We start from the raw sequence: 25,444 nt of genomic DNA on the forward strand, positions 1-25,444 counted from the left end.
GCCGCCGCCCCCGACGGCGATCCCCCGCTCCGGATTCCCCCAGATATCCGGTTACCTTGAGTTCGAAGGTAACGATTCATTACGGGAAGCGCGATGACCCCGAACGGGGGACAGACGGCGCGTACCCCAGGGGACGCCCTCCCCAGCCCGGAGGCCGCTTCGTACTCCTCATCCGCCGACTCGACCCCTGTCGGCGTCCGACCCGCCGGGTAGCGTGGGGTCATGCCCTCCCCCGCCCCGCTCGACGTGCTGCATCGCGTCTTCGGGTACGACGAGTTCCGCGGTGAGCAGGCGCAGATCATCGACCAGGTGGTGTCGGGTGGCGACGCGGTCGTGCTCATGCCGACCGGCGGAGGCAAGTCGCTCTGCTATCAGATCCCCGCGCTGGTGCGGCCCGGTACGGGCGTCGTCGTCTCCCCTCATCGCCCTCATGCAAGACCAGGTCGATGCGCTCGAGGCGCTCGGTGTGCGGGCCGCGTTCCTCAACTCCACCCAGGATCCGGATGCGCGCCGGCTGGTCGAGCAGCAGCTGCTCGCGGGCGAGCTCGACCTGCTCTACCTCGCGCCTGAGCGGCTCAAGCTCGAGAGCTCGCTGAGCCTGCTCGACCGTGCGCCGATCGCCCTCTTCGCGATCGACGAGGCGCACTGTGTGTCGCAGTGGGGCCACGACTTCCGCCCCGACTACCTCGGCCTCTCGGTGCTGCACGAGCGCTGGCCCGCCGTGCCTCGGATCGCGCTCACGGCGACCGCCACCGCGGCCACCCGCCGCGAGATCGTCGAGCGGCTCCAGCTGGGTGAGGCCCGGCAGTTCGTCTCGAGCTTCGACCGACCCAACATCCAGTACCGCATCGAGCCCAAGAACCAACCGCTGCAGCAGTTGCTCCAGCTCATCCGCACCGAGCATCCGGGCGACGCGGGCATCGTCTACTGTCTCTCGCGCGCATCCGTCGAGAAGACCGCCGATGCGCTCGTCGCCGAGGGCATCCCGGCGCTTCCGTACCACGCGGGGCTGGATGCCGCGGTGCGCGCCCGCAACCAGGCCCGCTTCCTGCGCGAAGACGGCGTCGTGATGGTCGCCACGATCGCGTTCGGCATGGGTATCGACAAGCCCGACGTGCGCTTCGTCGCCCACCTCGATCTGCCCAAGTCGGTCGAGGGCTACTACCAGGAGACCGGCCGCGCGGGGCGCGACGGGCTGCCGTCGACGGCCTGGCTCGCCTACGGCCTGCAAGACGTCGTGCAGCAGCGCCGCATGATCAACGAGTCCGAGGGTGACGCCACCTTCAAGCGTCGTGCCGCACAGCACCTGGATGCCATGCTCGCCCTGTGCGAGACGGTCGAGTGCCGCCGCGTGCAGTTGCTGAACTACTTCGGGCAGAGCTCCGCGCCGTGCGGCAACTGCGACACATGCCTCGCGCCGCCGGAGGCGTGGGACGGCACCGTTCCGGCCCAGAAGCTGCTCTCGACGATCGTGCGCCTGCAGCGCGAGCGCAATCAGCGCTTCGGTGCCGGCCACCTCATCGACATCCTGCTCGGCCGTGAGACCGAGCGCATCCGCCAGCAGCGTCACGACGAGCTGCGCACCTACGGCATCGGGGCCGAGCTCAGCGAGCAGGAGTGGCGCGGTGTCGTGCGGCAGCTGCTCGCGCAGGGGTTGCTGGCCGTCAACTCCGACGGCTACGGCACGCTCGTGATCACGGATGCGTCGGCTGCCGTGCTCGACGGCTCACGCACGGTGAAGCTGCGGCGCGAGCCGGAGCGCGCCGTGAAGAAGGCGAAGCGCACCGCGGGGGCCGAGCTGCCCGAGACCGCGCAGCCGCTCTTCGAGCGTCTGCGCGCCTGGCGGGCCGAGGTCGCGCGCGAGCAGGGCGTGCCGGCCTACATCGTGTTCGGCGACGCGACCCTGCGCGGCATCGCCCTCACCGAGCCGGCGACGCTCGAGCAGCTCGCCACCGTCTCGGGCGTCGGCGAGAAGAAGCTCGAGGCCTACGGCGAGGCCGTGCTCGCGGTCGTCGCCGAGTCCGTGCCCGCGGCCTGACCGCCGCCCGCGCATCCCGCACCGGCGGGAGAAACGACCGTCGGGCGGGAGGCGTTCCCCGCCACATGGTCACGGCTCCAGGCGCGCCGAGAACACCCCGGAGGTCAGGCGTCGTCGGCGGCGTAGACGCGGTTGCCGCCGACGAAGGTCTGCAGCACGCGCGTTGCGCCGATCTCGGCGGCAGGCCCCGCGAAGGGGTCGCGGTCGAGCACGACGAGGTCGGCGAGCTTGCCCACCTCGACGGTGCCCGTGTCGTGCTCGCGGTGGTTCACCCAGGCGCTGCCGGCCGTGTAGGCGGTCAGCGAGGTGGCCAGATCGATCGCCTGCTCGGGGTGGAACGGCGGGTAGTCGCCGTCCTCGTGCCCCGGTGCGGCCGTGCGGTTGACGGCGGTGTGGATCGCGGCCAGCGGGTCGGGCGTCGACACCGACCAGTCGCTCCCGGCCGCGAGCACCGCGCCCGCCCGCTGCAGGTCGCCGAAGGGGTACTGCCACGCGCTGCGTTGCTCGCCGAGGAAGGGGATGGTCAACTCGATCATCTGCGGCTCGAGCGTGGCCCAGTACGACTGCATGTTCGCCGCGACCCCGAGCGCACGGAACCGAGGGACGTCATCCGGATGAATCACCTGGATGTGCGCGATGTGGTGCCGGTTGTCGCTGCGGCCGTTCGCGGCGATGGCGTGTTCCACCGCGTCGAGGCACTGCCGCACCGCCCGGTCGCCGATCGCATGGAAGTGCACCTGGAAGCCGAGCGCGTCGAGGCGCGGCACCGCGACATCCAGCACCTCGGGCGGCACGAACGAGATGCCCGAGTTGTCGGTGGGATGCCCGTGCCCGTCGTGGTAGCTCTCGAGCATCGCGGCCGTGAAGTTCTCGGCCACGCCGTCCTGCATGATCTTGACGCTTGTCGCCGCGAAGTTCGCGCTGCGGTAGCGCTCGCGGCGTTCGACGAGCGAGTCGATCTGCTCGAGCCCCGCCGTGCGATCCCACCACAGGGCACCGACGACGCGTCCCGTGAGCAGCCCCTCGGCATCCGCGCGCAGGTAGGTGGCACCCGCATCGCGCAGGTCGGCGTAACCGCCGATGATGGCGTCTTGCCAGGAGGTGATGCCGAAGGAGTGCAGGTAGGCCTGCCCGCGCACGAGCCCGGCGAGCATGCCGTCGTCGTCGACCTCGGAGATCAGCCGATCGACGAGCGACATCGCCCTCGTGCAGGGTGCCCGTGGGGGCACCGGATGCGTCGCGCTCGATGCGTCCGTCGGCCGGGTCAGGCGTGCGCGCGTCGATGCCCGCCCGCTCGAGGGCGCGCGTGTTGACCCACGCGCCATGCCCATCGCGGTTGGGCAGGAACACCGGCCGATCGCTCACCACAGCATCGAGCACGGCCGCGGTGGGTGTGCCACCGGGGAACGCCGACATCGACCAGCCGCCACCCAGGATCCACTCCTCATCCGGATGCGCAGTGGCGTACTCCGCGATCGTCACGAGATACTCCTCGACGGTGCGCCCCTCGTTCAGGTCGCACCGCAGCAGCTCGAGCCCGCCCGAGACGGGGTGCACGTGGGCGTCCTGGAAGCCGGGCACGAGCATCCGTCCCCGCAGGTCGACGACCTCCGTGCGGGGCCCGAGCAGCTCGCGCACGTCGCGCTCACCCGTCGCGACGATGCGCCCATCGCGCACGGCGACCGCGTGGGTGCGCGAGCGTACGGTCGTGGCGGTGAACACGGGTCCGCCGATGAAGGCGAGGTCGGCGTGGGTCACGGATGTCCTCCTGAGAACGACGGATACGGTGCCTCAGCCGCCCGCGATCGTGCGGGCGATCTCGGTCGACGAGTCGCCCGCGCGGCGCAGCACGAGCGCGACGACCGCGAGGGCGGCGAGGGTGAGCAGCAGCATGATGGTCGACACGGCCGCGATCTCGGGCCGCAGGCCTCCGCGCAGCGCCGAGAGCACGTACACGGGCCACGGGGTGGCGCCCGACACCTGCACGAACGACGACACGATCGTGTTGTCGAGGCTGAAGGTGAACGACAGCAGCAGCCCCGCGAGCACGGCCGGCATCGCGAGCGGCAGCGTGATCTTGCGGAAGGTGCGTAGCGGCGGCGCATAGAGGTCCGCGGATGCTTCCTCGAGGTTCGCGGGAAGGCCCACGAGCCGCGCGCGCACGATGTAGCTCACGACGGCCACCGAGAAGAGCGAGTGCCCGACCACGAGCCGCACCGTGCCGTCGTTGAAGAGCGAGAGCCCGAGATCCTGCCCGAGGAACACGAGCCACGGCAACAGCGAGATCGCGTCGACGATCTCGGGCGTCACCGAGACGAGCACGAGCAGCCCCACGAACCAGGCCGTCCATTTGCCGGTGCGGCGGGCGAGTGCGATGCCCGCGAGAGTGCCGAGCACGGTTGCCAACACGGCGGCGATCGCGCCGGTGCGCAGCGAGACCATCACGGCATCCAGGAGCACGGGCTTCTCGAACAGCGCGAGGAAGCTCTCGATGCCGAACGAGGTGAACGACGAGAGGAGCCGACCCGTGTTGAACGAGTACACGACGATCACGATGATCGGCGCGAAGAGGAACGCGAAGACGAGCACCGCCCACACCGGCAAGAGCCGGTCGAGCAGCGGGCGCCGGATGCGATTCGACGTGGCGCTCACGACCCCACCTCCCCGAGCACGAGGCGGTTGGCCCGCCGCATCGGCCACGACACGAGCCAGAGCAGCGCCCCGACGACGCCCGCCGAGAGCACGATCACGAGGATGAGCGTCACCGCCATCGCCGAGCCGAGCGCCCAGTTCTGCGCGGTCTGGAACTGCGCGGCCACCATCTGTCCCACCATGTTGCCCTTCGCCCCGCCGAGCACGGTCGCGGTGATGTAGTCGCCCATGAGCGGGATGTACACGAGCAGCACGCCCACGATGATGCCGGGGCGCGCGAGCGGCAGCGTCACGCGCCAGAAGGTGCGCAGCCGGTTCGCCCCGAGGTCGCGCGAGGCCTCGCGCAGCGGCTCGCCGACCCGGTCGAAGGCCACATAGAGCGGCAGGATCATGAGCGGCAGGTAGTTGTAGACCACGCCGAGCAGCACCGCGGCGCGCGTGTAGAGGATGTCGAACGCCGGCAACCCGATCGCCTGCGCCGCCTGCGAGGCCCAGCCTTCCGGCGCGAGGATCACCTGCCATCCGATCGTGCGCACGAGGAAGTTCGTCCAGAACGGCACGAGCACGAGGGCGAGCAGCAGACCGCGCCAAGCGGGCGGCGACTTGACCGCCATCCAGTACGCCACCGGCCCGCCGATCACGAGGCACAGCGCCGTGCCCGCCAGGGCGATCCACATCGTGGCGACGAAAGTGTCGAAGAACGTCGGCGTGAGCACCTCGAGGTAGCGGTCGAGCGACAGCTTGTCGTTGGCGTGCGTGCCGAACAGCCCCGGTTTGTAACCGAAGGAATACCAGAACACCACCCCGACCGGGGCGATGAAGAACACCGCGAGCCACACCCACGCGGGAATCGCGAGGGCGAAGCCCGGCAGGCGCAGGTTACGCACCAGCGGCGGCCTTCAACTTGTTCCAGATCTCGACGTTGCGCTCCTGCGCCTCGTTGATCTCGCCGTCCTGCATCGTCGCGAGCTGCTCGGGGGTGAAGAACACCATGTCGAGCATGCCGAGCCCAGCCTCCTCCGCCATCTGCTCGATGCCCTTCGCCCCCGTGTGGTAGCCGATGTAGTCGATCTGCGCCACCGCGTACTCGGGATCGAGCACGAAGTTCAGGAACGCGTGCGCCGCCTCCGGGTGGGGAGCGGATGCCGAGATCGCCCAGTTGTCCATCCACAGTTCGGTGGCGGGCGAGCCGAGCACCCACTGCCACCGGTCGGGGTCGGGCGAGTTCATGATGCCGAGACGCGCATCGCCGTTCCACACCTGCATGAGCGCGTGGGTGGCCTGCGGGATCGCGGCACCGCCGGGGTAGGAGTCGAACGCCGAGATGTGCGGGGCGAGCTCCTCGAGCAGGAACTTCTCTGCCGCGTCGATCTCGGCGGGGTCGGTGGTGTCCCAGTCGATGCCGTTGGCCCAGTAGTAGATGCCGGTGATCTCGACCGGGTCGTCGAGCACGCTCGTCTTGCCGCTGGCCTCGTTCTTGGCGGCGTCGAAGAAATCGTCCCAGGTCTTCAGCTCGCGCTGGATGACGGTCTTGTCGTAGACGAAGCCCGTCGTGCCCCAGGCCTTGCAGATGGAGTACTCGTTGTTCGGATCCCACACCCGCCCGAGGTAGGCCTCGTCGACGTGCTCGATGTTGGGGATGAGGTCGCGGTTGAGCTTGTAGAGCAGCCCGTTCTCGATCAGCTGGGGGATGAAGACCCCCGTCGGCACGATGATGTCGTAGCCCGAGGTACCCTTCGCGGCCACGAGCTTGGCGATCATCTCCTCGTTGGAGCCGTAGGAGTCGAGCGTGATACGCGGCCCCTTCTCGGAGGTGAACGCCTCGAGCACCTCGGGGGCGTCGTAGTCGCCCCAGGTGTAGATCGAGAGGGCGTTCTCGAGGGTGCCGCCCGTCGCCGCCGGGGCGGGGTCGCCGCCGGGGGTCGTGCAGGCGGCGAGCAGCATCGTGGTGCCGACACCGCCGGCGACGGCGAGAAAGCCGCGGCGGGAGAGCTCGCGGCGCACGATCGGCGCTGCTGCGCGGCTGGCGAGAATGCGGACGTCGTCGTTGGCGGCCATGGTGGGGTGTCCTCTCGGGGTCAGGGGTCGGAGATCTGGGCGGCGGTCGGAGGCGGAACGTAGCCGCTGCGTGCGGCCGCGTCACCGGCGGGGAAGACCTGTACGGCATCCGGGCGCCACGTCGCCCACACGCGGTCGCCGACCGACAGGGCCGGAGCATCCGGGGTGGGGCGCCGCGACAGCACGGCGGTCTGCTCGTCGAGCTGCACGAGGAACTGCAGCATCTCGCCGAGGTGCGACACCCCGATCACGTCGCCGGAGGCGATGTTGACGTTGCCGCTCGGGCGGTCGGCCGACAGCTCGACGAACTCGGGGCGCACGGCGGCGCGCGCCGCGTCACCCGCCGCGAAACCGCTGAGCGGCGTCGCGGGCCGCAGCTGCGCGCGCGGGCTGTCGACCCCCGCGCCGTCGGGCGCCACGACGCCGTCGAAGAAGTTCTGCTGGCCCACGAACGCGGCCACATACGCGGATGCGGGGCGCGCGTAGATCGTGTCGGCATCCGCGAGCTGCTCGATACGTCCGTCGCGCATGACGGCGATCCGGTCGCTCATCGAGAGCGCCTCGTCCTGGTCGTGCGTGACGAACACGAAGGTGATGCCGAGCTGCGCCTGCAGCAGCTTGAGCTCGAGCTGCATCTCCTCGCGCAGTTGCCGGTCGAGGGCGCCGAGCGGCTCGTCGAGCAGCAGCACGGCCGGCCGGTTGACGAGCGCGCGGGCGAGCGCCACCCGCTGCTGCTGACCGCCCGAGAGCTGCGTCGGCTTGCGGTCGGCGAAGCCGCGCATCTGCACCATCTCGAGCGCCGCCGCCACGCGTTCACGCAACTCGAGCTTGGGCACCCGCTTCTGCTGCAGCCCGTAGGCCACGTTCTCGGCGACCGTCAGGTGCGGGAACAGCGCGTACGCCTGGAACACCGTGTTGACGTCGCGCCGATAGGCGGGGGTGCCGAGCACGCTGCGCCCCGAGATCTGGATGTCGCCCTCGTCGGGATGCTCGAAGCCCGCGATCATGCGCAGCGTCGTCGTCTTGCCGCACCCGGAGGGGCCGAGCAGCGAGAGGAACTCGCCGGGCTGGATGTCGAGGCTGAGCGCGTCGACGGCCGTCTGATCGCCGTATCGCTTGGTGACCGCCTGGAGCGTGACGGCGCCCCGCTCCGTCGCGATGTCCGCGCGGGGGTCGGCAGATCGGCTCATAGGCGTCCTCCGTTGGGCGTCTTCCGGCTCTCGGGTCATTCAAGCCTGAATCCCTCGCGATCTCAACGTTTCGATACGAAATCCGTCGCCTCTGAACCGATCCGCTATCGAAACCGACGGGCGAAACACCGAGGGGCCGCATCCGGCGCCCTCCCCGAGGTGGGCAGGCCCGGATGCGGCCCCTCGCTGACGTTGCGGCTTACTCCGCCGGGGGCGTCGCCTTCGGTGCGCGCTTCGCGGCCGGCTTCGCGGCATCCGCAAGGGCTCCGCCGGCCACCCCGCTCAGCAGCGCGGTGAGGTCGAGTCCGGTGAGGTTCTTCACGACGGCCGGGACCTCGCTCGCCACCTGGCCGACGGTCTTCGTGACGGCGGAGGCGCCATCCGTCGAGACGACCGTGAGGTTGCCGATCGCGGAGAGCGGCTCGGCGACCGCACGGGTGATCTCGGGCAGGCGGCCGATGATCTCCTGCGCGAGGGCGGCGTCACCGTACTTCTTGAGCGCTTCGGCCTTGGCATCGATCGCCTGCGCCTCGGCGAGACCCTCGGCGGCGATCGCGGCACCGCGCGCCTCACCCTCGGCCTTGATGCCCTGAGCGAGCGCCACCTGCTTGTCGCGCTCGGCGATACCGGCCAGGCGCACGGCCTCGGCGGCGGCCTCGGCATCCTGCACCGCGGCCACCTTGTTCGCCTCGGCGATCTTGGTGCGCTTGAACGCATCCGCCTCGGTCGCCGCGTTCGCGGCGTCGCGTTCGGCCTGGGCCGCCTGGACCGTCGCGTATGCCTCCGCCTCGGCGGGCTTGCGCACGGTGATGTCGAGGCGCTCCTGCTCCACGCGGGCCTGCTCGGCGAGAGCCTCCCGCTGCTCCGCGGCGACGATGCGGTCCTGCTCGGCGGTCGCGAGCTGGCCGGCCGCGTTCGCTTCGGCGTTGGCGCGGTCGGTCTCGGCCTTGATCGACGCCTGCTTGAGGCTCAGCGCCTTCTGGCGCTCGGCGATCTGCTCGGCCGCCTCGATGCGCGCGAACTCGGCGGCCCGCTGCGTCTCGGCCTCCTTGACCTCGGCGTTCTGACGGGCCAGCGCCGCCTCGGCGCGACCGAGGTCGGCGAGGTAGCTCGTGCCGGGCGTCGAGATGTCGGAGATGTTGAGCAGGTCGACCTGCAGGCCCTGCTCGGCCAGGTCGAGCTTGGTGGCCTCGACCACCGCCTCCGACAGGGCGTTGCGGTTGGAGATGATCTCCTGCACCGGCATGTTGCCGATGATCGAGCGCAGCGAGCCCTCGAGCGACTGCTGGATGATCTGGGTGAGCGAGTTCTGCTGCGACAGGAAGCGCTGGGCCGCGCGTCGCACGCCCTCGGCGGTGCCCGACACCTTGAAGTTCACCGACGCCTGGATGGCGAGCTTGATGAAGTTCTTGTCGACACCCTCCACCGCGATGCCGATCTGGCGCTGCTCGAGCGACACCAGGAAGCCCTGCTGCAGGATCGGCCAGATGAAGACGCGTCCGCCGATCACGACGCGCTGGCCGGAATCCGGCTCACCGCCCTTGTGGCCGGCGCCGCGGCCCACGATGACCATGGCGGAGTTCGGCGGAACGCGCTTGATGCGGCCCGCCACGAACGCGAAGATCGCGAGCGCGACGACGATGAGCGCGAGCACGGCGAAGACGGTGACGTTCTCGGTGAAGAAGTTCACGGGAGCGTGGCCTTTCGGAGTTGTGAGGGTGGTGGTCAGTTCTCGGATGCAGGGGTCTCGTCACGCGCGAGCGGCACGGCGCGCTCGACACGCACGCGCGAACCCTGCAGCTCGATCACCCGGATGCGGGTGTCGCGCGGGATCGGCTCGTCGGCGAACGCGAGACGCGTCTCGATCTCGTGCGGGCCGTCGAGGCTCACCTCACCCGAGGTCGTGGAGACGTTCGAGCGCGTGACGCCGTAGAGGCCGACCGGTGACGACGGAGTGCCGTCCTCGCTGCGACGCAGACTGCGGATCAGCAACTGCACGCCCACGAACACCACGATCGCGATGAGCGCGGCGATCAGGTACGCCGACCAGTCGGGCAGGCCGTTCGCCACCGCGATCGCCCCGGACGCGCCGAACACGGCGAGCGCACTCCCCACCGCGGTGCCCGAGAGCGCGCCGTCGAGGAAGTCGAGGATCTCGTCGAACATGAGCGAGAAGATGACGAGAACGAGTCCGATTCCGCCGACGATGAGGAAGGGGAGCATGCCTTGAGTCTAGGGGGCGCTCCTGCGGGGCAGAGGAATCGGTTCCGTGGTCGCTCCCGCGCGGGACGGGGATCGCTTCCCGGACGCATGCCCCCGCGTATCGCCTGGCGGCGATGCGCTCCCGCCAGTCCCGATGCCAGCGTCCGGGAAGCGATCCCCGACCCGCGCTCCGCTCGACAGGCTCGGTTGAGCGTGCCGTCCCCCTGTCGCGCGCGGACTCAGGGGTTGAGGAGCCGCGGAGCGGCGTCTCGAAACCGCCGCCGCACCGGACAGCCGATCCAGAGGGTTGAGGAACCGCGCAGCGCACACCAAGCGGGTTGAAGGCCGGGGAGCGCACACCCAGCGGGTTGAGGAGCCGCGCAGGCACACTCAGGTGGTTGAGGAGCCGCGCAGCGGCGTCTCGAAACCGCCGCCCACAGGATCGCCGCATGCGCGAGGGGGCATGCAGGGGATGCGACGCTGGAACGTGCGTTTCTTCAGCCGGCTGCTGTTGTCGCCGCTCGCACGACTCGTGTTCCGCCCGAAGGTGATCGGGCGCCGGAACGTGCCGAAGCGGGGCGGCGTGCTCATCGCATCCAACCACCTCGCCTTCATCGACAGCATCGTGCTGACGCTCGTGGCGCGACGCTCGGTGTCGTTCATGGCGAAGTCCGCATACTTCACGGGCCGGGGGTGAAGGGCCGCCTGCAGCGGGCGTTCTTCGGTGGCGTCGGCGCGGTGCCGGTCGAGCGGGGTGCGGGATCGGCCGCGCAGGATGCGCTCGACGCGGGTCTCCGCGTGCTCCAGGCGGGAGAGGCCTTCTCGATCTATCCCGAGGGCACGCGATCGCGCGATGGGCGGCTCTACCGCGGCCGCACGGGGGTCGCGTGGCTCGCCCTCACGGCGGGCGTCCCGGTGGTGCCGGTGGGCCTCATCGGCACCGACCGCATGCAGCCGGGCGGCAAGGGGCCCATCCGTTTCGCCCGGGTCACGGTGAAGTTCGGCGAGCCGCTCGATCTCTCGCACTTCGGCCCCGCCACCTCGGGACGCGCGCGTCGCGAGGCGACGGATGCCGTGATGGCCGAGATCCAACGGCTCTCGGGCCAGGAGCCGGCGGGCGTCTACAACGAGCCACCGGCCACGACGGTGCGGGAACGCGTGAGCCGCATCCTGCGTCGCGAGCGCCGCTGACGTGCCCCTGCACGATCATGCGGACCGACGCAACGGGGTGGGCAGAGCGCCGCAGGGGCACTAGCGTGCCGACATGACCTTCAACGAGGGCTCCGACATCAGCAAGGGCCGTATCAGCCGCCGGGCCAAGGGCGGCATCGCGGTCGGCGGCGGTGTCGGCGTCGTCGGCATCATCGCGCTCGTGGTCGCGCTGCTCGGCGGTCCCGACCTCACCGGGCTCGTCGACGGCATGGGCGGCGGTTCGACCGGCGGCGACGACTCGGCGCTCGAGCAGTGCCAGACCGGCTCCGACGCCAACGACGACCTCGACTGCCGCATGAAGGGTGCCGCGGCGTTCCTCGACGACTACTGGGCCGGCTCCTTCGAGAGCGGTTACCGCAGCACGCAGATCCAGCTGTTCACGGGGCAGACGAGCACCGGGTGCGGGGGCGCCACGAGCGCGGTCGGCCCGTTCTACTGCCCGCCCGACGAGACGATCTACATCGACACCGCGTTCTTCGACGAGCTGCGCGACCGTTTCGGTTCCAGCGGCGGACCGGCCGCCCAGCTCTACGTGGTGGCGCACGAGTGGGGTCACCACATCCAGAACATCACCGGGCAGATGAACGGCATCGACAACTCGCAGACGGGCCCGGACTCCGACGGCGTGCGCCTCGAGCTACAGGCCGACTGCTATGCGGGCGCCGCGCTCGGCGCCGCCGAGCAGACCACCGACGAGAACGGGGTGAGCTATCTCGAACCCCTCTCGGATGCCGAGTGGGCCGACGCGCTGAGTGCCGCATCCGCGGTGGGTGACGACCACATCCAGGAGCAGACGCAGGGGCAGGTGACGCCCGAGACCTGGACGCATGGCGCGAGCGAGCAGCGGCAGAAGTGGTTCAACGCCGGCCGGCAGGGCACGTTCACGGCGTGCGACACGTTCTCGGTGCCGGGCTCGCAGCTCTGACGGCGGCGGGGGTTTCGAGACGCGTCTGCGGCGCTCCTCAACCACCTCTGCGGCCCGGTGGTTGAGGAGCGTCGCCGCCAGGCGATGCGTCTCGAAACCGCCAACCGGAACGTGCCCCGATTGGCCGTTTCCCACAACGACCGTGGCACCGGGGCGCGCCCGATTCGTGCCCGCCGGACGACACAGTCGACACCCGCGCCGACCCGACCTAGCGTGAAGTCATCCCCACGACTCTCCTTCAGGAGGACGCCATGACGCGCACAGAAGCCGCCGCCGCTCCGAAGAACGACGCGCCCGAACTGCCCGACGAGGTGAGCACGCCGCGTGACGCGGCCACCGCATCCGCCGAACTCACCGTCGACACCGCGTGGCTCGGCGAGTATCTGCTCGGGCGCTGGGCCGACGATCGCAAGGCGTCGCGCAAGCTCGCCTCCCGGCCCGAGTTCTGGTTCCAGGGCGACCTGTCGCTCGCCGAGCACCGCGCTCGCGTGCTCGGTCAGCTGCACCTTCTCGTGAAGGAGGATGCCGTGCACCGCGCCTTCCCGAAGCGCTTCGGCGGGCGTGACGACGCGGGCGGCAACATCGCCGCGTTCGAGGAGCTCGTGCTGGCCGACCCCTCGCTGCAGATCAAGTCGGGCGTGCAGTGGGGCCTCTTCGCCGCCGCGATCCTGCACCTCGGCACCGAACGGCACCACGAGCAGTTCCTGCCCGACGCGATGAGCCTCGAGATCCCCGGCGCTTTCGCCATGACCGAGCGCGGCCACGGCTCGGATGTCGCCTCGATCGGCACCACGGCGACCCTCGACGAGGAGACCGACGAGTGGGTCATCCACACGCCGTTCGCCGCGGCGTGGAAGGAGTACCTCGGCAACGCCGCCCTGCACGGGCGCGCGGCCACGGTGTTCGCGCAGCTCATCGTGAAGGGCGTCAACTACGGCGTGCACTGCATCTACGTGCCGATCCGCGACGCGAACGGCGAGCTCCTTCCCGGCGTCAGCAGCCACGACGACGGCCTCAAGGGCGGTCTCAACGGCATCGACAACGGCCGACTCGCCTTCGATCAGGTGCGGGTGCCGCGCACCAACCTGCTCAACCGCTACGGGGATGTCGACGAGAACGGCGTCTACACCTCGCCCATCGAGAGCCCCGGCCGCCGCTTCTTCACGATGCTCGGCACCCTCGTGCAGGGCCGCGTGTCGCTCGACGGCGCCTCGACGCTCGCCTCGAAGCTCGCGCTGCACATCGCGATCACCTACGGCACGCAGCGTCGCCAGTTCACCGCGGGCACGCACGACGAGGAGGTGCTGCTCGACTACCAGCGCCACCAGCGTCGCCTGCTGCCGCGCCTCGCCCAGACCTACGCCATGTCGTTCGCGCACGAGGAGTTCCTCGAGCTGTTCGACAGGGTCTTCTCGGGCGAGGAAGACACCCTGCGACCCGCGAAGACCTTGAGACGATCGCGGCGGCGCTCAAGCCGCTCTCCACCTGGGCCGCGCTCGAGATCTTGCAGGAGGCCCGCGAGGCCTGCGGCGGCGCGGGCTTCATGGCCGAGAACCGCCTCACCCAGCTGCGCGCCGACCTCGACATCTACGCCACCTTCGAGGGCGACAACAACGTGCTGCTGCAGCTCGTCGCCAAGCGCCTGCTCACCGACTACGCGAAGCGTTTCAAGAACGCGGATGCCGGGGCGATGGCGCAGTTCGTCGTGGGTCAGGTGGGTGAGGCCACGGTCAACCGCTCGGGCCTGCGTCAGCTCGGCCAGGCGATCGCCGACTTCGGCTCGACCGCCCGCTCGGTGGGCTTCGTGCGCGACGAGGATTCGCAGCGCCAGCTGCTGACCGACCGCGTGCACACCGCGGTGGCCGAGCTCGCCGGCAAACTGCGGCCCGCATCCAAGCTCTCCCCCGTCGACGCCGCCGCGCTCTTCAACCGCTACCAGAACGACCTCATCCAGACGGCGCGCGCCCACGGCGAGCTGCTGCAGTGGGAGGCGTTCACGCGTGCGCTCGCGAAGGTTCCGGATGGCGACACCAAGCAGGTGCTCACCTGGTTGCGCGACCTGTTCGGCCTCGGGCTCATCGAGAAGGATGCCGCCTGGTACCTCGTGCACGGGCGCCTCTCGGGGCAGCGTGCCGCGGCGATCACGGCGTACATCGACGACCGGCTGCTGCCTCGCATCCGCGAGCACGCGCTCGAGCTCGTCGCCGCGTTCGGGCTCACCCCGAGCTCGTGCGCGCGCCGATCGCCGACGGTGGCGAGCAGGAGCGGCAGGATGAGGCGCGCGCCTACTACGCGGCGTTGCGGGCATCCGGCGAGGCGCCGATCGACGAGAAGACGCTCAGGGCGAAGTCGAAGCGCTGACCTCGGCGTCCTTGCGCAGCACGCGGGTGCTGAGGCCGCGCTTCGCGGGGCCCTCGATGACGCGACCGGTCGCCTCGAAGCGCGAGCCGTGCGCGGGGCAGTCCCAGGTGGACTCGGCGGGGTTCCAGCGCACGATGCCGCCGAGGTGCGGGCAGACCAGGCAGACCTCCTGGGCCCCCAGTTCGTCGGCGACGATCGCCGTGGGGGCGAGGTGCGGTTCGCCGTCACGGATGCTGCGCACGGCATCCCGCACCGCGCCCGCGTAGCCGCGCGCGTACCAGGAGGCGACGGCGGCCCCCGCACCGATGCCCACGCCTATCGTCTGCGGCAGGGTCGGACGCATGCCGAGCACGCGCTGCCAGCCCTCGCGGCGGCCCTCGAGGTCGGCGTCGAGGAGTAGGGCCGCGGCGACGGCGCCGGTCATGCCCCATTTCTCGAAGCCGGTCGCAAAGTAGGCGCGCTTGCGGGTGCGCGGCAGGTAGCCCACGAATGGGATGCCGGAGAACGACGCGTAGTCCTGTGCCGACCAGCGGTGGGTGACCTCCGCGCCCGGCCACAACCGCTGCGCCCACTCCTCGAGCTCGCCGTAGGGGTCGAAGCCGGGCTCCTGTCGACCCACGCCGTGACCCGATCCGCCGACGAGCAGCGATCCCCGGTGCCAGCGCACGCTGTGCGCCCCGCCGCCCGCTCCGAGGAACATGCCCGTATCGCCGTGCGGGTTGGCCCCGGGTACGCGGAACGACACGAGGTAGCTGCGCTGCGCCTCGACCTTCGCCCAGTAGAGCCCGCGGTCCAGTTGCGGTGTGCCGGTGGCGAGCACGACATCCGGTGCCGAGACGCGGCCGAGGCTCGTGTGCGCGACGACCGGCGAGCCGAGTTCGAGGCGCGTCACCCGGGCACCCTCGACGATCACACCGCCAGCCGCGCGCACGTCGGCGGCGAGGGAGGCGAGCACCTCCATGGGGTCGAACTGCACCTGATCGTCGAGCACGACGGCGCCGTAGCCGCGCGTCGGGAGCGCCACGTCCTCCTCCCAGCGCACCGGCAGTCCCGCGGCGCGCGCCACCTCGTACTCGCGGCGCACGGTGTCGCGCTCCTCGGGGCTCTCCGCCCAGGTGACGGCCGGGCGGCGCTCGAACGCGACGCCGCGATCGGTGAGGTAGTCGACCATCCAGTCGAAGGCGGCCCGCTGACTGTCGACGTAGGCGTCGAAGACGGCACGGATGTTGCGGCTGCGCACGCGCTGCAGCTTCACGCCCTGCAGCAGGCTGAGTTTCGCGGTCGTGTTGCCGGTCGCGATAGCGCCGACCGTGCGGGCCTCGAGCACCGCGACCGTCTTGCCGCGGCGGGCGAGCAGCAGTGCCGTCGTGAGGCCCGTGAGCCCGGCGCCGACGACGATGTGGTCGAAGCGTCCGCCGTCGGGGAGTGGGTCGGTCGGGATCTGGGGAGCGTCGGCATGCCAGAGCGAGGTCATGCGGGTGACGGTAGTGCGTTCCGCACCGGATGGCAGCGGGGTTGACTGCGGCGTGAATGACGCTAGTCGCCCGCGGGCGACGTCTGAGCCCGCCCGAGCTCGTCGAGGTCTTCGACGAGGTCGGCGAGCGCGATGCGGCGGGCAGGTCCCGTGAGCGGGCGCGGCCCGTCGGCGCGTGGCACGGCGGCGGCGGCGGAGGCGATGTCGTCGAGCGCGAGCATGCGGGCGTCTTCCACGAGGGCGACCACCGCGAGCTCGTCGTCGGCGAGTGCGCGCAGGCGGGCCGCGAGCGCCAGGTGCACGCGGCGGCGGCGGCGCAGCTTGGGCACGTCGCGGTCGACGTAGTCGCGAGCGGTTGCGGCGCGGAAATGCCGGCCCTGTGCATACGCAGCGTCGCGCACCAGCTGCTCGGCAGCCGTCTCGTTCTCCACCGCGAGCGCCTCGAGTTCCGTGCGCACGGCATCCGTGTACCACTCGAGGTCGAAGTCGGCGCCGTCGCGCAGGGTGCGCAGGATCACCACGTTCTTCACGCGTTGCCGCACGCCCGCGCGCGCGACGAGCAGCGCATCCGCGACGAGGTCGGCGAACAGCGGACGTCGCCGGAACGGGGAGCGCGGAAGGGCCATCGCACAACACGCTAGCCCTCGGCGGTGCCACGCTGTCGTCCACGCGGTCACACCTGGGTTACGGATGCGTTTCCCACAGCCGGGGGAGTTCTGCCCTTGTCACGGCGGCCCCGTCTGACACAATCGCAGGCATGACCACCACCCCTCCCTCCGACGGCCCCGCGCCCCAGGCGCCCGAGACCCCCGCCGTGCGTCGCTCGCGCGCGGCGACGATGTCGCTCTTCCTGGCCGTCGGCGCGCTCATCGCGGCGGCCGTGCTCGGCGGCTACTTCATCATCGTCGGCGACCAGGCCAATATCGCCGGTCGCGCGTGGATGACCCTCCTGCTCGTCGGCCTCTTCGCGGGTGCGGTCGTGCTCGACGCCAACGTCGGCAACGGTCCCAACCGCTGGTACCTGGGCGTCTCGACGATCGTCAACGTCGTGCTCGTGGCGATCGGTCTCATCAAGCTGTGGAACGGCTGGCTGCAGCCCGAAGACACGGCGGCCGCCTCGGTGTGGTTCGTGCAGACGATGCGACTCGTGCTGATCATCGTGCTCTTCCGGCTCGCGCTGCTGTTCACGCAGCTCTACGGCCTCTACTTCGTCACGCGTGCGCGCTCGCAAGTGGGCAAGATCACCGCGATCCTGACGATCGGTCTGGTGTGGGTGACGGCGCTCATCCTCGCGATCCCCGCCGCGTTCCCCGAGCCCGAGTGGCCCGACTGGTGGTGGCGGGTGGCTGGCGCGGCGACGCTCGTCGCCGTTGTTACCACGGTGATCCCGCTCATCGTGCGTGCGTTCGAGCCGAAGGCGCCGAAGCCGGCCCAACCCGTGCAGACCGTGCAGCAGCAGTACTACCAGGCGCCCGGGTACTACGCGCAGCAGCCCGTGCAGGTGCAGCCGGTGCCGCCGGGGTGCAGCAGGTGCAGCCGACGCCGCCCGGTGTTCAGCCGGTGCCGCCGCAGGCCGCGCCGCAACAGGCGGTTCCGCCCGTGCAGCAGCAGGGCGTGCCTCCCGTGCCGCCGGCTCCTGGCGCCCCGACGCCTCCCCAGTAGGCGTCAGTCGGCGTAGTCGCTGAGTTCCTCCCGCAGCGATTGCAGTGCACGCGAACGGGCGATCCCCGTGGCGGCGCGCTCGCGGCCGAGGCCGGGGACGGATGCCGTAGTCGCGGTGATCTCGTCGAGGGCCCGCAGCCGCGCCTCGGTGATGAGGGTGCTGACGGTCGTGTCGTCCTGCATGAGCCGCCGCAGCTCCTCGACGAGTTCCTCGAGCACGCGTGCTCGCCGTTTGAGGTGTCGGCTGTCGGCCGCGCGGTAGTCGTCCGCCGCCCGCGCGACCCCGCGCCGCCGCCGGGTCGCCTCGCGTACCTCGCGCAGGCGCGCCGCTTCCGCAGCCGCCTCCCCCGCGAGCTCCTCGAGTTCGCGGCGGGCGGCATCCGCGTACCACTCCTCGTCGAAGTCGACGTCGTCGCGCAGCGCCCGCACGAGCATCACGTTCTTGACCGCCTGCCGTACCGCCGCGAGCGACACGAGCGTCGCATCGGCGACCATCTCGGATCGTCGTGGTCGTGGGGGCACGGGCCTCACGCTAGCCGCGCTCGAGCGGTGGGTGTAGAGGCGGAAGACCTGCAGCGGGAGTTCAGCGGCGTCGTGAGGGCGCGCGGCGCGCGAGCACGCGCACGAGGTTGCGACGCTCCGCGGTCGCGGGCAGCGTGATCGGCTGCGTCACGATCGCGTCGACCACCATCGAGCCATCGCTCGGGCCGACGACCGGGATCGGCGTGGTCGGGGTGACGAGCGCCGGGGCGATGGGCTCATGGGCGAGCGCGCGGTGCGCACGCACGTAGGCCGGGATGAGAATGACCATCGCGCCGAGCCAGGCGAGCGGGTTGCTCCAGACGACGCCGACGTAGCCGAAGGCGGCGCCCAGCACCACGGCAGCACCCACGCGCATGACGAGCTCGACCACGCCGGTCACCGTCGGGATCATCGTGTGGCCGAGGCCCTGCAGGGCACCGCGCAGCACGAAGAGCACCCCGAGCGCGGTGTAGCACGCGCCGTTGATGACGAGCATCTCGGCGGCCATCGCAGCCACCGCATCCGACTGGTCGCCCACGAACAGCCGCACGAGCGGGGTGCCGAGAGTGATGAAGACGGCGCCGAGCAGCACCGCCGCGCCGATCGACATCCAGGTGCCCTGCAGCACGCCTCGGCGGATGCGGTCGGGTCGGCCGCCGCCGAAGTTCTGCGCCACGAACATCGACACCGCGAGACCGAGCGACTGCAGCAGCGCGACCGCGAGGCCGTCGACCCGCGACGCGGTCGTGTACGCGGCGACCGCATCCGCTCCGAGATCATTGAGGCGGATCTGCACCGCGAGCGTGCCGATGGCGATGATCGAGGCCTGAAAGCCCATGGGCAGTCCGAGCCGCAGGTGGACGGCAAGGTCGGTGCGGCTCACTCGCCAGTCGGCGCGACGCACGTGGAGGGCCGGAACGCGACGGCGCACGTACTCGAGGCACAGCAGCACTGACACGGCCTGCGACACGACGGTGGCGATGGCGGCGCCCGCGACGCCCCAGCCGAGCGGTCCCACCATGAGGATGACGAGGCCGATGTTGAGCCCGCACGCGATCATGAGGAACACGAGCGGGGTGCGCGAGTCGCCGATGGCGCGGATGATCGCCGCCAGGTAGTTGAAGAACATGATCGCGCCGGCGCCGAGGAAGTTGATCTGCGCGAAGATCACGGCCTCGAGCAGCAGCTCGGGCGGGGTGTTCATGATGCGGAGCGCGGCCTCGGCGATGAGCGGGGCGCCGATCGTCAGCACCGCCGTGGCGCCGGCGGTGAGGATCGTGCCGGCCGCCACGGAGCGGCGCACGCCAGCCATGTCGCCCGCGCCGAACGCTTGCGCGGTGGGGATCGCGAACCCCGAGGTGAGCCCCCAGGCGAAGCCGAGCAGCAGGAACAGCAGGCTGCCCGTCGCCCCCACAGCGGCGAGCGAGCCGATGCCGAGGTAGCGCCCCACGACGACCGCATCGACCACCTGGTACAGCTGCTGCACCACGTTGCCCACGAGCAGCGGGGCCGAGAACAGCAGGATGACGCGCCAGGGGTTGCCCGTGATGAGCGAGGTGGACATGAGGGTGCTCCGGTAGAGGACATGACGAAAGCCCCCGGCGTTGCGGGGGCTTTCCGTGGTGGCTCCGACGGGCGTCGATCCCGTGACCTCACGATTTTCAGTCGTGCGCTCTACCAACTGAGCTACAGAGCCTCAGCGGTCGCCCGCTGATTGTTCAAGAGCCTCCCCTTTCGGAAAGGCTCTCGATCAGCGACCCTGACGGGACTTGAACCCGCGACCTCCGCCGTGACAGGGCGGCACGCTAACCAACTGCGCTACAGGGCCTTGCATATGAAATTGTACGGTGCGATTTGGTGACCCCAACGGGATTCGAACCCGTGCTGCCGCCGTGAAAGGGCGGTGTCCTAGGCCACTAAACGATGGGGCCATGGCGGCGAACCGCATAGCAACCGACGCTCAAGCATACGTGGCGATCCGCCTTAACGCTAATCGACGCCGAAGCGCCACGACGCGAGGTGGATGCTGCCCCGGCAGCCTGCGTCGCATCCGTTTTTCGTCGGATGCGGCCGCGCCGGGCGCGCCCTCCGCCACAACTTCAACTCATAGTTGAGGCTTGACCCGCCGCAGCATGCCTTGGCGACCGCGGCTCATGTTGTTAGTGTGAGTGATGTTGCTCATGTGACATAACGCCGAGAGACGACGTCACGGGACGGGGAGAGATGCAACACCGGGGGATCAGCCGCGCACAAGGCGCCGGATCGCGCGCGACCGCGATCGTGGCGGGAGCCGCGTCGATCGCGCTCGCCTTCACCCTCGGCGTGCAGCCCGCCGTCGCGGCTCCGACAGCCGACTTCCCGAGCTGGACGGACGTACAGGCCGCCAAGCGCGACGAGGCGGCCGCCAAGGCTCAGCTCAAGTCGCTCAACGCGAGCATCGCCGCGGCGCAGGTCGAGGTCGACCGCACCCAGGCGGAGGCCGAGCGGCGCGGCACGGAGTACGCCGACGCGCAACAGAAGTTCGACGAGCAGTCGATGGTCACGCAAGCCGTGAAGGATCAGGCGGCCGCCGCTCAGGCCGAGGCCGACAAGGCGCGGCTCGAGTCGACGCAGCTCATCGCCAACCTCGCCAAGCAGGGCGGGGGCGGCGACCTCACCGCCGGACTGCTCGGCGACTCCGGGAACGCCGACGGCTACCTCTACCGCATCGGCACGATGCAGAAGGTCACCGAGCACAGCGACGCCGTGTACTCGAGGGCCGTGCAGCTGCAGAAGACCGCGAGCTCGCTCGCCGAGCAGGAGGTGCTCGAAGAGGCCAAGCTCGACGAGCTGCGGGCCGATGCGCAGGCCAAGTTCGAGATCGCCCAGGCGGCCCAGATCGACGCGCAGCAGAAGTTCGACGCGTTGCAGGTGGCCAAAGCCCAGGCCGAATCCCTCGTCGCCTTCCTCACCGAGAAGCGCGAGGTGACCGAGGCCGACTACCTCGAGGGGCTCAAACAGCAGTGGGGCTCGGGGGCCGCGGGCGAGGTCAGCGCGAGCGGATGGGCGCGCCCAGCCGGCGGCTACATCTCGTCGAACTTCGGCTGGCGCTACGACCCGATCAACGGCTCGCGCGCCTTCCACACCGGCGTTGACCTGGCGGGCGGATGCGGCATCCCGATCTACGCGGCTCACGCCGGCACCGTCGTGTACGCCGGCTGGTACGGAACCTGGGGCAACTACATCCGCATCGAGCACGGCAACGGCACCAACACCGGCTACGCGCACATCATGCCGGGCGGTATCGGCGTGCACGTGGGTCAGCAGGTCGGCCCCGGGCAGCTCATCGCGCGCACCGGCACAACGGGCCACTCCACCGGATGCCACCTGCACTTCATCGTGCGGTACGGCGAGACGCTGACCGACCCGGTGCCGTTCATGCGCAACCAGGGGATCACGCTTGGCTGATCGCCCCGATCGCCCGGAGCGTCCGGGAGGATCCGCGTTCCGCCGACCCGCCGGGCCGGCGGCGACCGCGGCTGTCTCGATCGCCGCGGCCTTCGCGCTGACCGCGACGGGCGGGATCTCGGTCGCGGCGGCACCGGGCGATGACTATCCCACGTGGGCCGAGGTGCAGGCGGCCAAGCAGAGCGAGTCGGCGAAGAAGGCCGAGATCGCCAAGCTCGAGGGCCTCGTCGGCGAACTGCAGGCCCAGGCGGCCGCGCTTGAAAAGGTCGCGATGCAGAAGGCGGAGGACGCCCTGCTCGCCCAGAACGAGCTGCAGGCCGCGGAGGCGAAGACCACCCGCCTCTCCGACCAGCTGGCCGATGCGACGCAACGCGCCGAGTCATCCGCGAAGCTCGCCGCGAGCCTGGTGGCGCGTCTCGCCCGCACGGGTGGGAGCGACGCGATGAACTCGCTCGTCTTCTCGTCGGAGGCCGACGCCGACAGCCTGCTCTCGCGGCTGGGAACGATGTCGAAGCTCAGCGAGTCGTCGGCGGCGCTCGTGGAGCAGGCCGTGTTCGACCAGAAGGCAGTGTCGTCGCTCACCGCCGAGGCGGAGCTCGCCGAGAGCGAGCGTCGTGCGCGGGCCGAGGCTGCACAGCAGGCACAGTCGGATGCCGAGCAGGCCGCCGCGGACGTCGAGACGCAGGTCGCGGCGCAGCAGGCGAACCAGTCGGTGCTGTACGCGCAGCTCGCCAGCCTGAAGGGCACCACGGCTGAGCTCGAGCGCGCCTACGCGGAGGGTGTCGCGGCGCAGCAGCCGCAGCCGCCCGCGGGCGGCACACCCGGCGGCGGAAACGGCGGCGCGCCGGGTGGAACCCCCGGCGGCGGCTCGTCCGACCCTGCCCCGCCGCCGACACCCGTGACCTCGGCGGTCGACGGCGCGATCGCGTACGCGAAGGCGCAGCTCGGCGAGCGGTACCAGCTGGGCGGCATGGGCCCCGACGCGTGGGACTGCTCCGGTCTCACCAAGGCGTCGTACGCATCCGTGGGTGTCTACATCGGCATCCACAGCTCGACCGACCAGTACAACTACATGGCCGCACAGGGGCGTCTCGTGCCGTTCAGCCAGGCGCTGCCGGGCGACCTGATCTTCTACTCGGATGGCGGCTCGGCCACGATCGCGCGCAAGTACCACGTCGCGATCTACCTGGGCGGCGGCATGATGATCGAGGCCCCGAACCCGAGCGCGCCCGTGCGCATCGTCTCGGCGCGCGCCTACGACCGCGTGCCCTACGTGGGGCGCCCGACCGGCTGAGCTCCGCCGCGCCTGCCAGCGGGTTGAGGAGCGCGGCGAGGCCGCGCGTCTCGAAACCCCGCGCCACGCCCGAGCGCCGCGGATTACCGCGGGGCATTGGAACTCAGTGCCCGGGGAACGCCTCGATGCCCGCCTGCACGATGGCCTCGGCCTCGGCGGCGTCGCCCCAGCCCTCGGTCTTGACCCACTTGCCGGGCTCGAGGTCCTTGTAGTGCTCGAAGAAGTGCTCGATCTCCTTGCGGGTGTACTCCGGGATGTCGGAGACGTCCTGAATCTGCGCCCAGCGCGGGTCCTTGGCCTGCACGGCGATCACCTTGGCATCCGACCCGCCGTCGTCGGTCATCTTGAACACGCCGACGGGGCGCACCTTGACGCCGACGCCGGGGAAGAGCGGGTAGTCCAGAAGCACGAGCACGTCGACGGGGTCGCCGTCGAGGCCGAGGGTGTTCTCGAAGTAGCCGTAGTCGGTGGGGTAGACGAACCCGGTGAAGAGCACGCGATCGAGGAAGACGCGGCCGGTCTCGTGATCGACTTCGTACTTGTTGCGGCTTCCTTGGGGATCTCGATGACGGCGGCGTACTCGGCCATGGGGGCTCCTGTCGTTGCTGCGGTGCGCGCAATAACGTTAGCTGATGCCCGCCGACGCCCCGCGACCCCGTCTCACGCCCGCTCGGGCCGACATCCGCCGTGCCGTGCGCGTGTCGCTCGCCGACCTGACCGCCGCGTCCGCCTCCGCCGCCGCCGCCTCCGTCAATGTCGAAAATGCAGGAGATTCTGCGGCGACCGCCCGAGAATCCGGGGCGCGGCCGACGACACGCGCGGGTTCTCCTGCATTTTCGACACAGACGACCGGGGGTGAGGCCGCGCCGCTCGTGCTCGTGGCGCTCTCCGGCGGCGCCGACTCACTCGCGCTCGCGGCGGCGACCGCGTTCGAGGCGCCGCGCGCCGGCATCCGGGCGGGTGCCATCGTCGTCGACCACGGGCTGCAGGAGGGCTCGGATGCTGTGGCCGCCCGCGCCGCGGAGCAGGCCCGCACGCTGGGGCTCGACCCCGTGATCGTCACCCGCGTCGAAGTCGGCACCGCAGGCGGCCCCGAGGCGGCGGCCCGCGAGGCGCGGTACGCGGCGATCCTCGCGGCCGTCACCGAGACCGGCGCGAGCGCGACGCTGCTCGCGCACACCCTCGACGACCAGGCCGAGACGGTGCTGCTCGGGCTCGCGCGCGGCAGCGGCGGCGCGAGCCTCATGGGAATGGAAGCGGATGCCGGCACCCTGCGCCGCCCGCTGCTCGGCATCCGGCGGGCGACCACCTGGCAGGCCTGCCTCGACGAGGGACTCGAGCCGTGGGACGACCCGCACAACCTCGATCCCACGTACGCACGGGTGCGCGTGCGCGAGCGGGTGCTGCCCGTGCTGGAGGCAGAGCTCGGGCCGGGCGTCGCCGAGGCCCTCGCGCGCACGGCCGAACTGCTGCGGCAGGACGAGGAGGCGTTCGTGCACCAGATCGAGGAGGTGGCCGAAGACATCTGCGAGCCGGCCGAGGCCGGGATCGCGGTGTCGGTGCCCGCCCTCGCGGCGAACCCCGCAGCCGTGCGCCAGCGCGTCATCCGCTACGTCGTGGCGTCGGAGTTCGGGGTGTCGCTCAGCTGGGCGCACACCGTCGAGGTGGCACGCCTCGTGACCGACTGGCACGGCCAGGGCCCCATCGACCTGCCGGGCCTCACGGCACGCCGTGAGGGACGGCTGCTGGTGTTCTCGGCCCATGGGGCACCGTCGGCACGCAAGTAGGGTTGACCCATGGAGCCGGCCGACATCACAGGTGACCTGACAGAGGTGCTGCTCAGCGAGGCGCAGATCCACGAACGCATCGCCGAGCTGTGCCGCGAGATCGAGCGCGACTACGAGGGCCGTGAGCTGCTGCTCGTGGGCGTGCTCAAGGGCGCGGTCATGGTGATGGCGGATGTATCGCGCGAGTTGCGCAGGCACATCGAGATGGACTGGATGGCGGTGAGCTCCTACGGCGCCGGCACGCAGTCCTCGGGCGTGGTGCGCATCCTGAAGGACCTCGACTCCGACCTGACCGGCCGCGACGTGCTCATCATCGAGGACATCATCGACTCGGGGCTCACCCTCTCGTGGCTGCGCGAGAACCTGTCGTCGCGCGGCGCTGCGACGGTGGAGATCTGCGCGCTGCTGCGCAAGCCGGAGGCCGCGAAGGTCGACGTCGACGTCAAGTACGTGGGCTTCGAGATCCCGAATCACTTCGTCGTCGGCTACGGCCTCGACTACGCCGAGCGATACCGCAACCTGCGCGCCGTCGGCATCCTCGCTCCTCACGTGTACTCCTGACCCGTCTCAAACGCTGCAGCGTTTGACCCAGGGCGGCAGAGATTGCTGGCGCGGGGGAG

General features: G+C 70.7%; 18 protein-coding genes, 3 tRNA genes and 4 pseudogenes. 10 read left to right on the forward strand and 15 right to left on the reverse strand.

The genetic code is table 11. From position 1 onward, the window contains the following. Positions 1-222 precede the first annotated feature (222 nt). Positions 223-2,038 (forward strand): annotated as a pseudogene (recQ, locus tag QQK29_RS06615) (DNA helicase RecQ). Positions 2,039-2,142: 104 nt separating this feature from the next. Here recQ and QQK29_RS06620 read toward each other — a convergent pair. From QQK29_RS06620 to QQK29_RS06650, 7 genes and pseudogenes are all read right to left on the reverse strand, one after another. Next, positions 2,143-3,625, reverse strand: a pseudogene (locus QQK29_RS06620) (amidohydrolase). 204 nt (positions 3,626-3,829) lie between these two features. Next, the gene (locus QQK29_RS06625) at positions 3,830-4,690 is read right to left on the reverse strand and encodes an ABC transporter permease (RefSeq protein ID WP_284298840.1); all 861 of its coding nucleotides are present in this window, start codon (positions 4,688-4,690) and stop codon (positions 3,830-3,832) included. Beyond that, the gene (locus QQK29_RS06630) at positions 4,687-5,577 is read right to left on the reverse strand and encodes an ABC transporter permease (protein ID WP_284298842.1); all 891 of its coding nucleotides are present in this window, start codon (positions 5,575-5,577) and stop codon (positions 4,687-4,689) included. Before QQK29_RS06630 ends, QQK29_RS06625 begins: the two co-directional genes overlap by 4 nt. Then, positions 5,570-6,748 (reverse strand): polyamine ABC transporter substrate-binding protein, encoded by a 1,179-nt coding sequence (locus QQK29_RS06635; protein WP_284298844.1) that lies wholly within the window; start codon positions 6,746-6,748, stop codon positions 5,570-5,572. Before QQK29_RS06635 ends, QQK29_RS06630 begins: the two co-directional genes overlap by 8 nt. A gap of 20 nt (positions 6,749-6,768) precedes the next feature. Continuing rightward, positions 6,769-7,938 (reverse strand): ABC transporter ATP-binding protein, encoded by a 1,170-nt coding sequence (locus tag QQK29_RS06640; RefSeq protein ID WP_284298846.1) that lies wholly within the window; start codon positions 7,936-7,938, stop codon positions 6,769-6,771. A 199-nt stretch (positions 7,939-8,137) separates the two neighbouring features. Further along, complete coding sequence (locus tag QQK29_RS06645; protein ID WP_284298848.1) at positions 8,138-9,628, reverse strand: flotillin family protein; 1,491 nt, start codon at positions 9,626-9,628, stop codon at positions 8,138-8,140. A gap of 35 nt (positions 9,629-9,663) precedes the next feature. Beyond that, a complete protein-coding gene (locus tag QQK29_RS06650; protein WP_284298850.1) occupies positions 9,664-10,161 on the reverse strand; it encodes an NfeD family protein in 498 nt (165 codons plus the stop codon). 466 nt (positions 10,162-10,627) lie between these two features. Between QQK29_RS06650 and QQK29_RS17860 the strand changes: the two genes are divergently transcribed. From QQK29_RS17860 to QQK29_RS06665, 4 genes and pseudogenes are all read left to right on the forward strand, one after another. Then, a complete protein-coding gene (locus QQK29_RS17860; protein ID WP_348533828.1) occupies positions 10,628-10,837 on the forward strand; it encodes a lysophospholipid acyltransferase family protein in 210 nt (69 codons plus the stop codon). Continuing rightward, positions 10,834-11,331, forward strand: coding sequence for a lysophospholipid acyltransferase family protein (locus QQK29_RS06655; protein WP_348533829.1), 498 nt, complete (start codon positions 10,834-10,836; stop codon positions 11,329-11,331). The genes QQK29_RS17860 and QQK29_RS06655 overlap by 4 nt, the downstream gene beginning before the upstream one ends. Before the next feature lie 73 nt (positions 11,332-11,404). Then, positions 11,405-12,277 carry a KPN_02809 family neutral zinc metallopeptidase gene (gene ypfJ / locus QQK29_RS06660; RefSeq protein WP_284298852.1) on the forward strand — a complete coding sequence of 291 codons (873 nt, stop codon included), beginning with the start codon at positions 11,405-11,407 and terminating at the stop codon, positions 12,275-12,277. Positions 12,278-12,528: 251 nt separating this feature from the next. Beyond that, positions 12,529-14,638, forward strand: a pseudogene (locus QQK29_RS06665) (acyl-CoA dehydrogenase family protein). Here the strand turns inward: QQK29_RS06665 and QQK29_RS06670 are convergent. Together QQK29_RS06670 and QQK29_RS06675 are read right to left on the reverse strand one after the other, a co-directional pair. Beyond that, positions 14,616-16,112 carry an FAD-dependent oxidoreductase gene (locus tag QQK29_RS06670; protein ID WP_284298854.1) on the reverse strand — a complete coding sequence of 499 codons (1,497 nt, stop codon included), beginning with the start codon at positions 16,110-16,112 and terminating at the stop codon, positions 14,616-14,618. The pseudogene QQK29_RS06665 and the gene QQK29_RS06670 sit on opposite strands and share 23 nt — an antisense overlap. Positions 16,113-16,174: 62 nt before the next feature. Next, positions 16,175-16,738 (reverse strand): hypothetical protein, encoded by a 564-nt coding sequence (locus tag QQK29_RS06675; protein WP_284298856.1) that lies wholly within the window; start codon positions 16,736-16,738, stop codon positions 16,175-16,177. Between the two features lie 131 nt (positions 16,739-16,869). Here QQK29_RS06675 and QQK29_RS06680 point away from each other — a divergent pair, with 131 nt between their 5' ends. Further along, complete coding sequence (locus QQK29_RS06680) at positions 16,870-17,790, forward strand: G protein-coupled receptor family protein (RefSeq protein WP_284298858.1); 921 nt, start codon at positions 16,870-16,872, stop codon at positions 17,788-17,790. On the opposite strand, the gene QQK29_RS06685 is transcribed toward QQK29_RS06680, so the two are convergent. From QQK29_RS06685 to QQK29_RS06705, 5 genes are all read right to left on the reverse strand, one after another. Continuing rightward, a complete protein-coding gene (locus QQK29_RS06685) occupies positions 17,778-18,269 on the reverse strand; it encodes a hypothetical protein (RefSeq protein ID WP_284298860.1) in 492 nt (163 codons plus the stop codon). The two genes, QQK29_RS06680 and QQK29_RS06685, sit on opposite strands and share 13 nt — an antisense overlap. 88 nt (positions 18,270-18,357) lie before the next feature. Continuing rightward, complete coding sequence (locus QQK29_RS06690) at positions 18,358-19,860, reverse strand: MATE family efflux transporter (protein ID WP_284298862.1); 1,503 nt, start codon at positions 19,858-19,860, stop codon at positions 18,358-18,360. Between the two features lie 56 nt (positions 19,861-19,916). Further along, positions 19,917-19,992, reverse strand: a tRNA-Phe gene (locus tag QQK29_RS06695). Between the two features lie 58 nt (positions 19,993-20,050). Further along, positions 20,051-20,124, reverse strand: a tRNA-Asp gene (locus tag QQK29_RS06700). Positions 20,125-20,151: 27 nt separating this feature from the next. Further along, positions 20,152-20,227, reverse strand: a tRNA-Glu gene (locus QQK29_RS06705). A 292-nt stretch (positions 20,228-20,519) separates the two neighbouring features. Between QQK29_RS06705 and QQK29_RS06710 the strand changes: the two genes are divergently transcribed. Further along, on the forward strand, positions 20,520-21,743 hold the full coding sequence (locus QQK29_RS06710) for a M23 family metallopeptidase (protein WP_284298864.1): 1,224 nt from the start codon (positions 20,520-20,522) through the stop codon (positions 21,741-21,743). Continuing rightward, positions 21,736-23,037, forward strand: a complete 1,302-nt coding sequence (locus QQK29_RS06715; protein ID WP_284298866.1) for a C40 family peptidase — start codon at positions 21,736-21,738, stop codon at positions 23,035-23,037. The genes QQK29_RS06710 and QQK29_RS06715 overlap by 8 nt, the downstream gene beginning before the upstream one ends. 103 nt (positions 23,038-23,140) lie before the next feature. Here QQK29_RS06715 and QQK29_RS06720 read toward each other — a convergent pair. After that, positions 23,141-23,625: pseudogene (locus QQK29_RS06720) on the reverse strand (inorganic diphosphatase). Between the two features lie 44 nt (positions 23,626-23,669). Between QQK29_RS06720 and tilS the strand changes: the two are divergent. Both tilS and hpt read left to right on the forward strand, forming a co-directional pair. After that, the gene (tilS, locus tag QQK29_RS06725) at positions 23,670-24,824 is read left to right on the forward strand and encodes a tRNA lysidine(34) synthetase TilS (protein WP_284298868.1); all 1,155 of its coding nucleotides are present in this window, start codon (positions 23,670-23,672) and stop codon (positions 24,822-24,824) included. A gap of 9 nt (positions 24,825-24,833) precedes the next feature. Continuing rightward, positions 24,834-25,385, forward strand: coding sequence for a hypoxanthine phosphoribosyltransferase (gene hpt, locus QQK29_RS06730; protein ID WP_284298870.1), 552 nt, complete (start codon positions 24,834-24,836; stop codon positions 25,383-25,385). Positions 25,386-25,444: the final 59 nt, after the last annotated feature.

The sequence above is a fragment of the Homoserinibacter gongjuensis genome (assembly GCF_030161875.1).
GTDB classification, from domain to species: domain Bacteria; phylum Actinomycetota; class Actinomycetes; order Actinomycetales; family Microbacteriaceae; genus Homoserinibacter; species Homoserinibacter gongjuensis.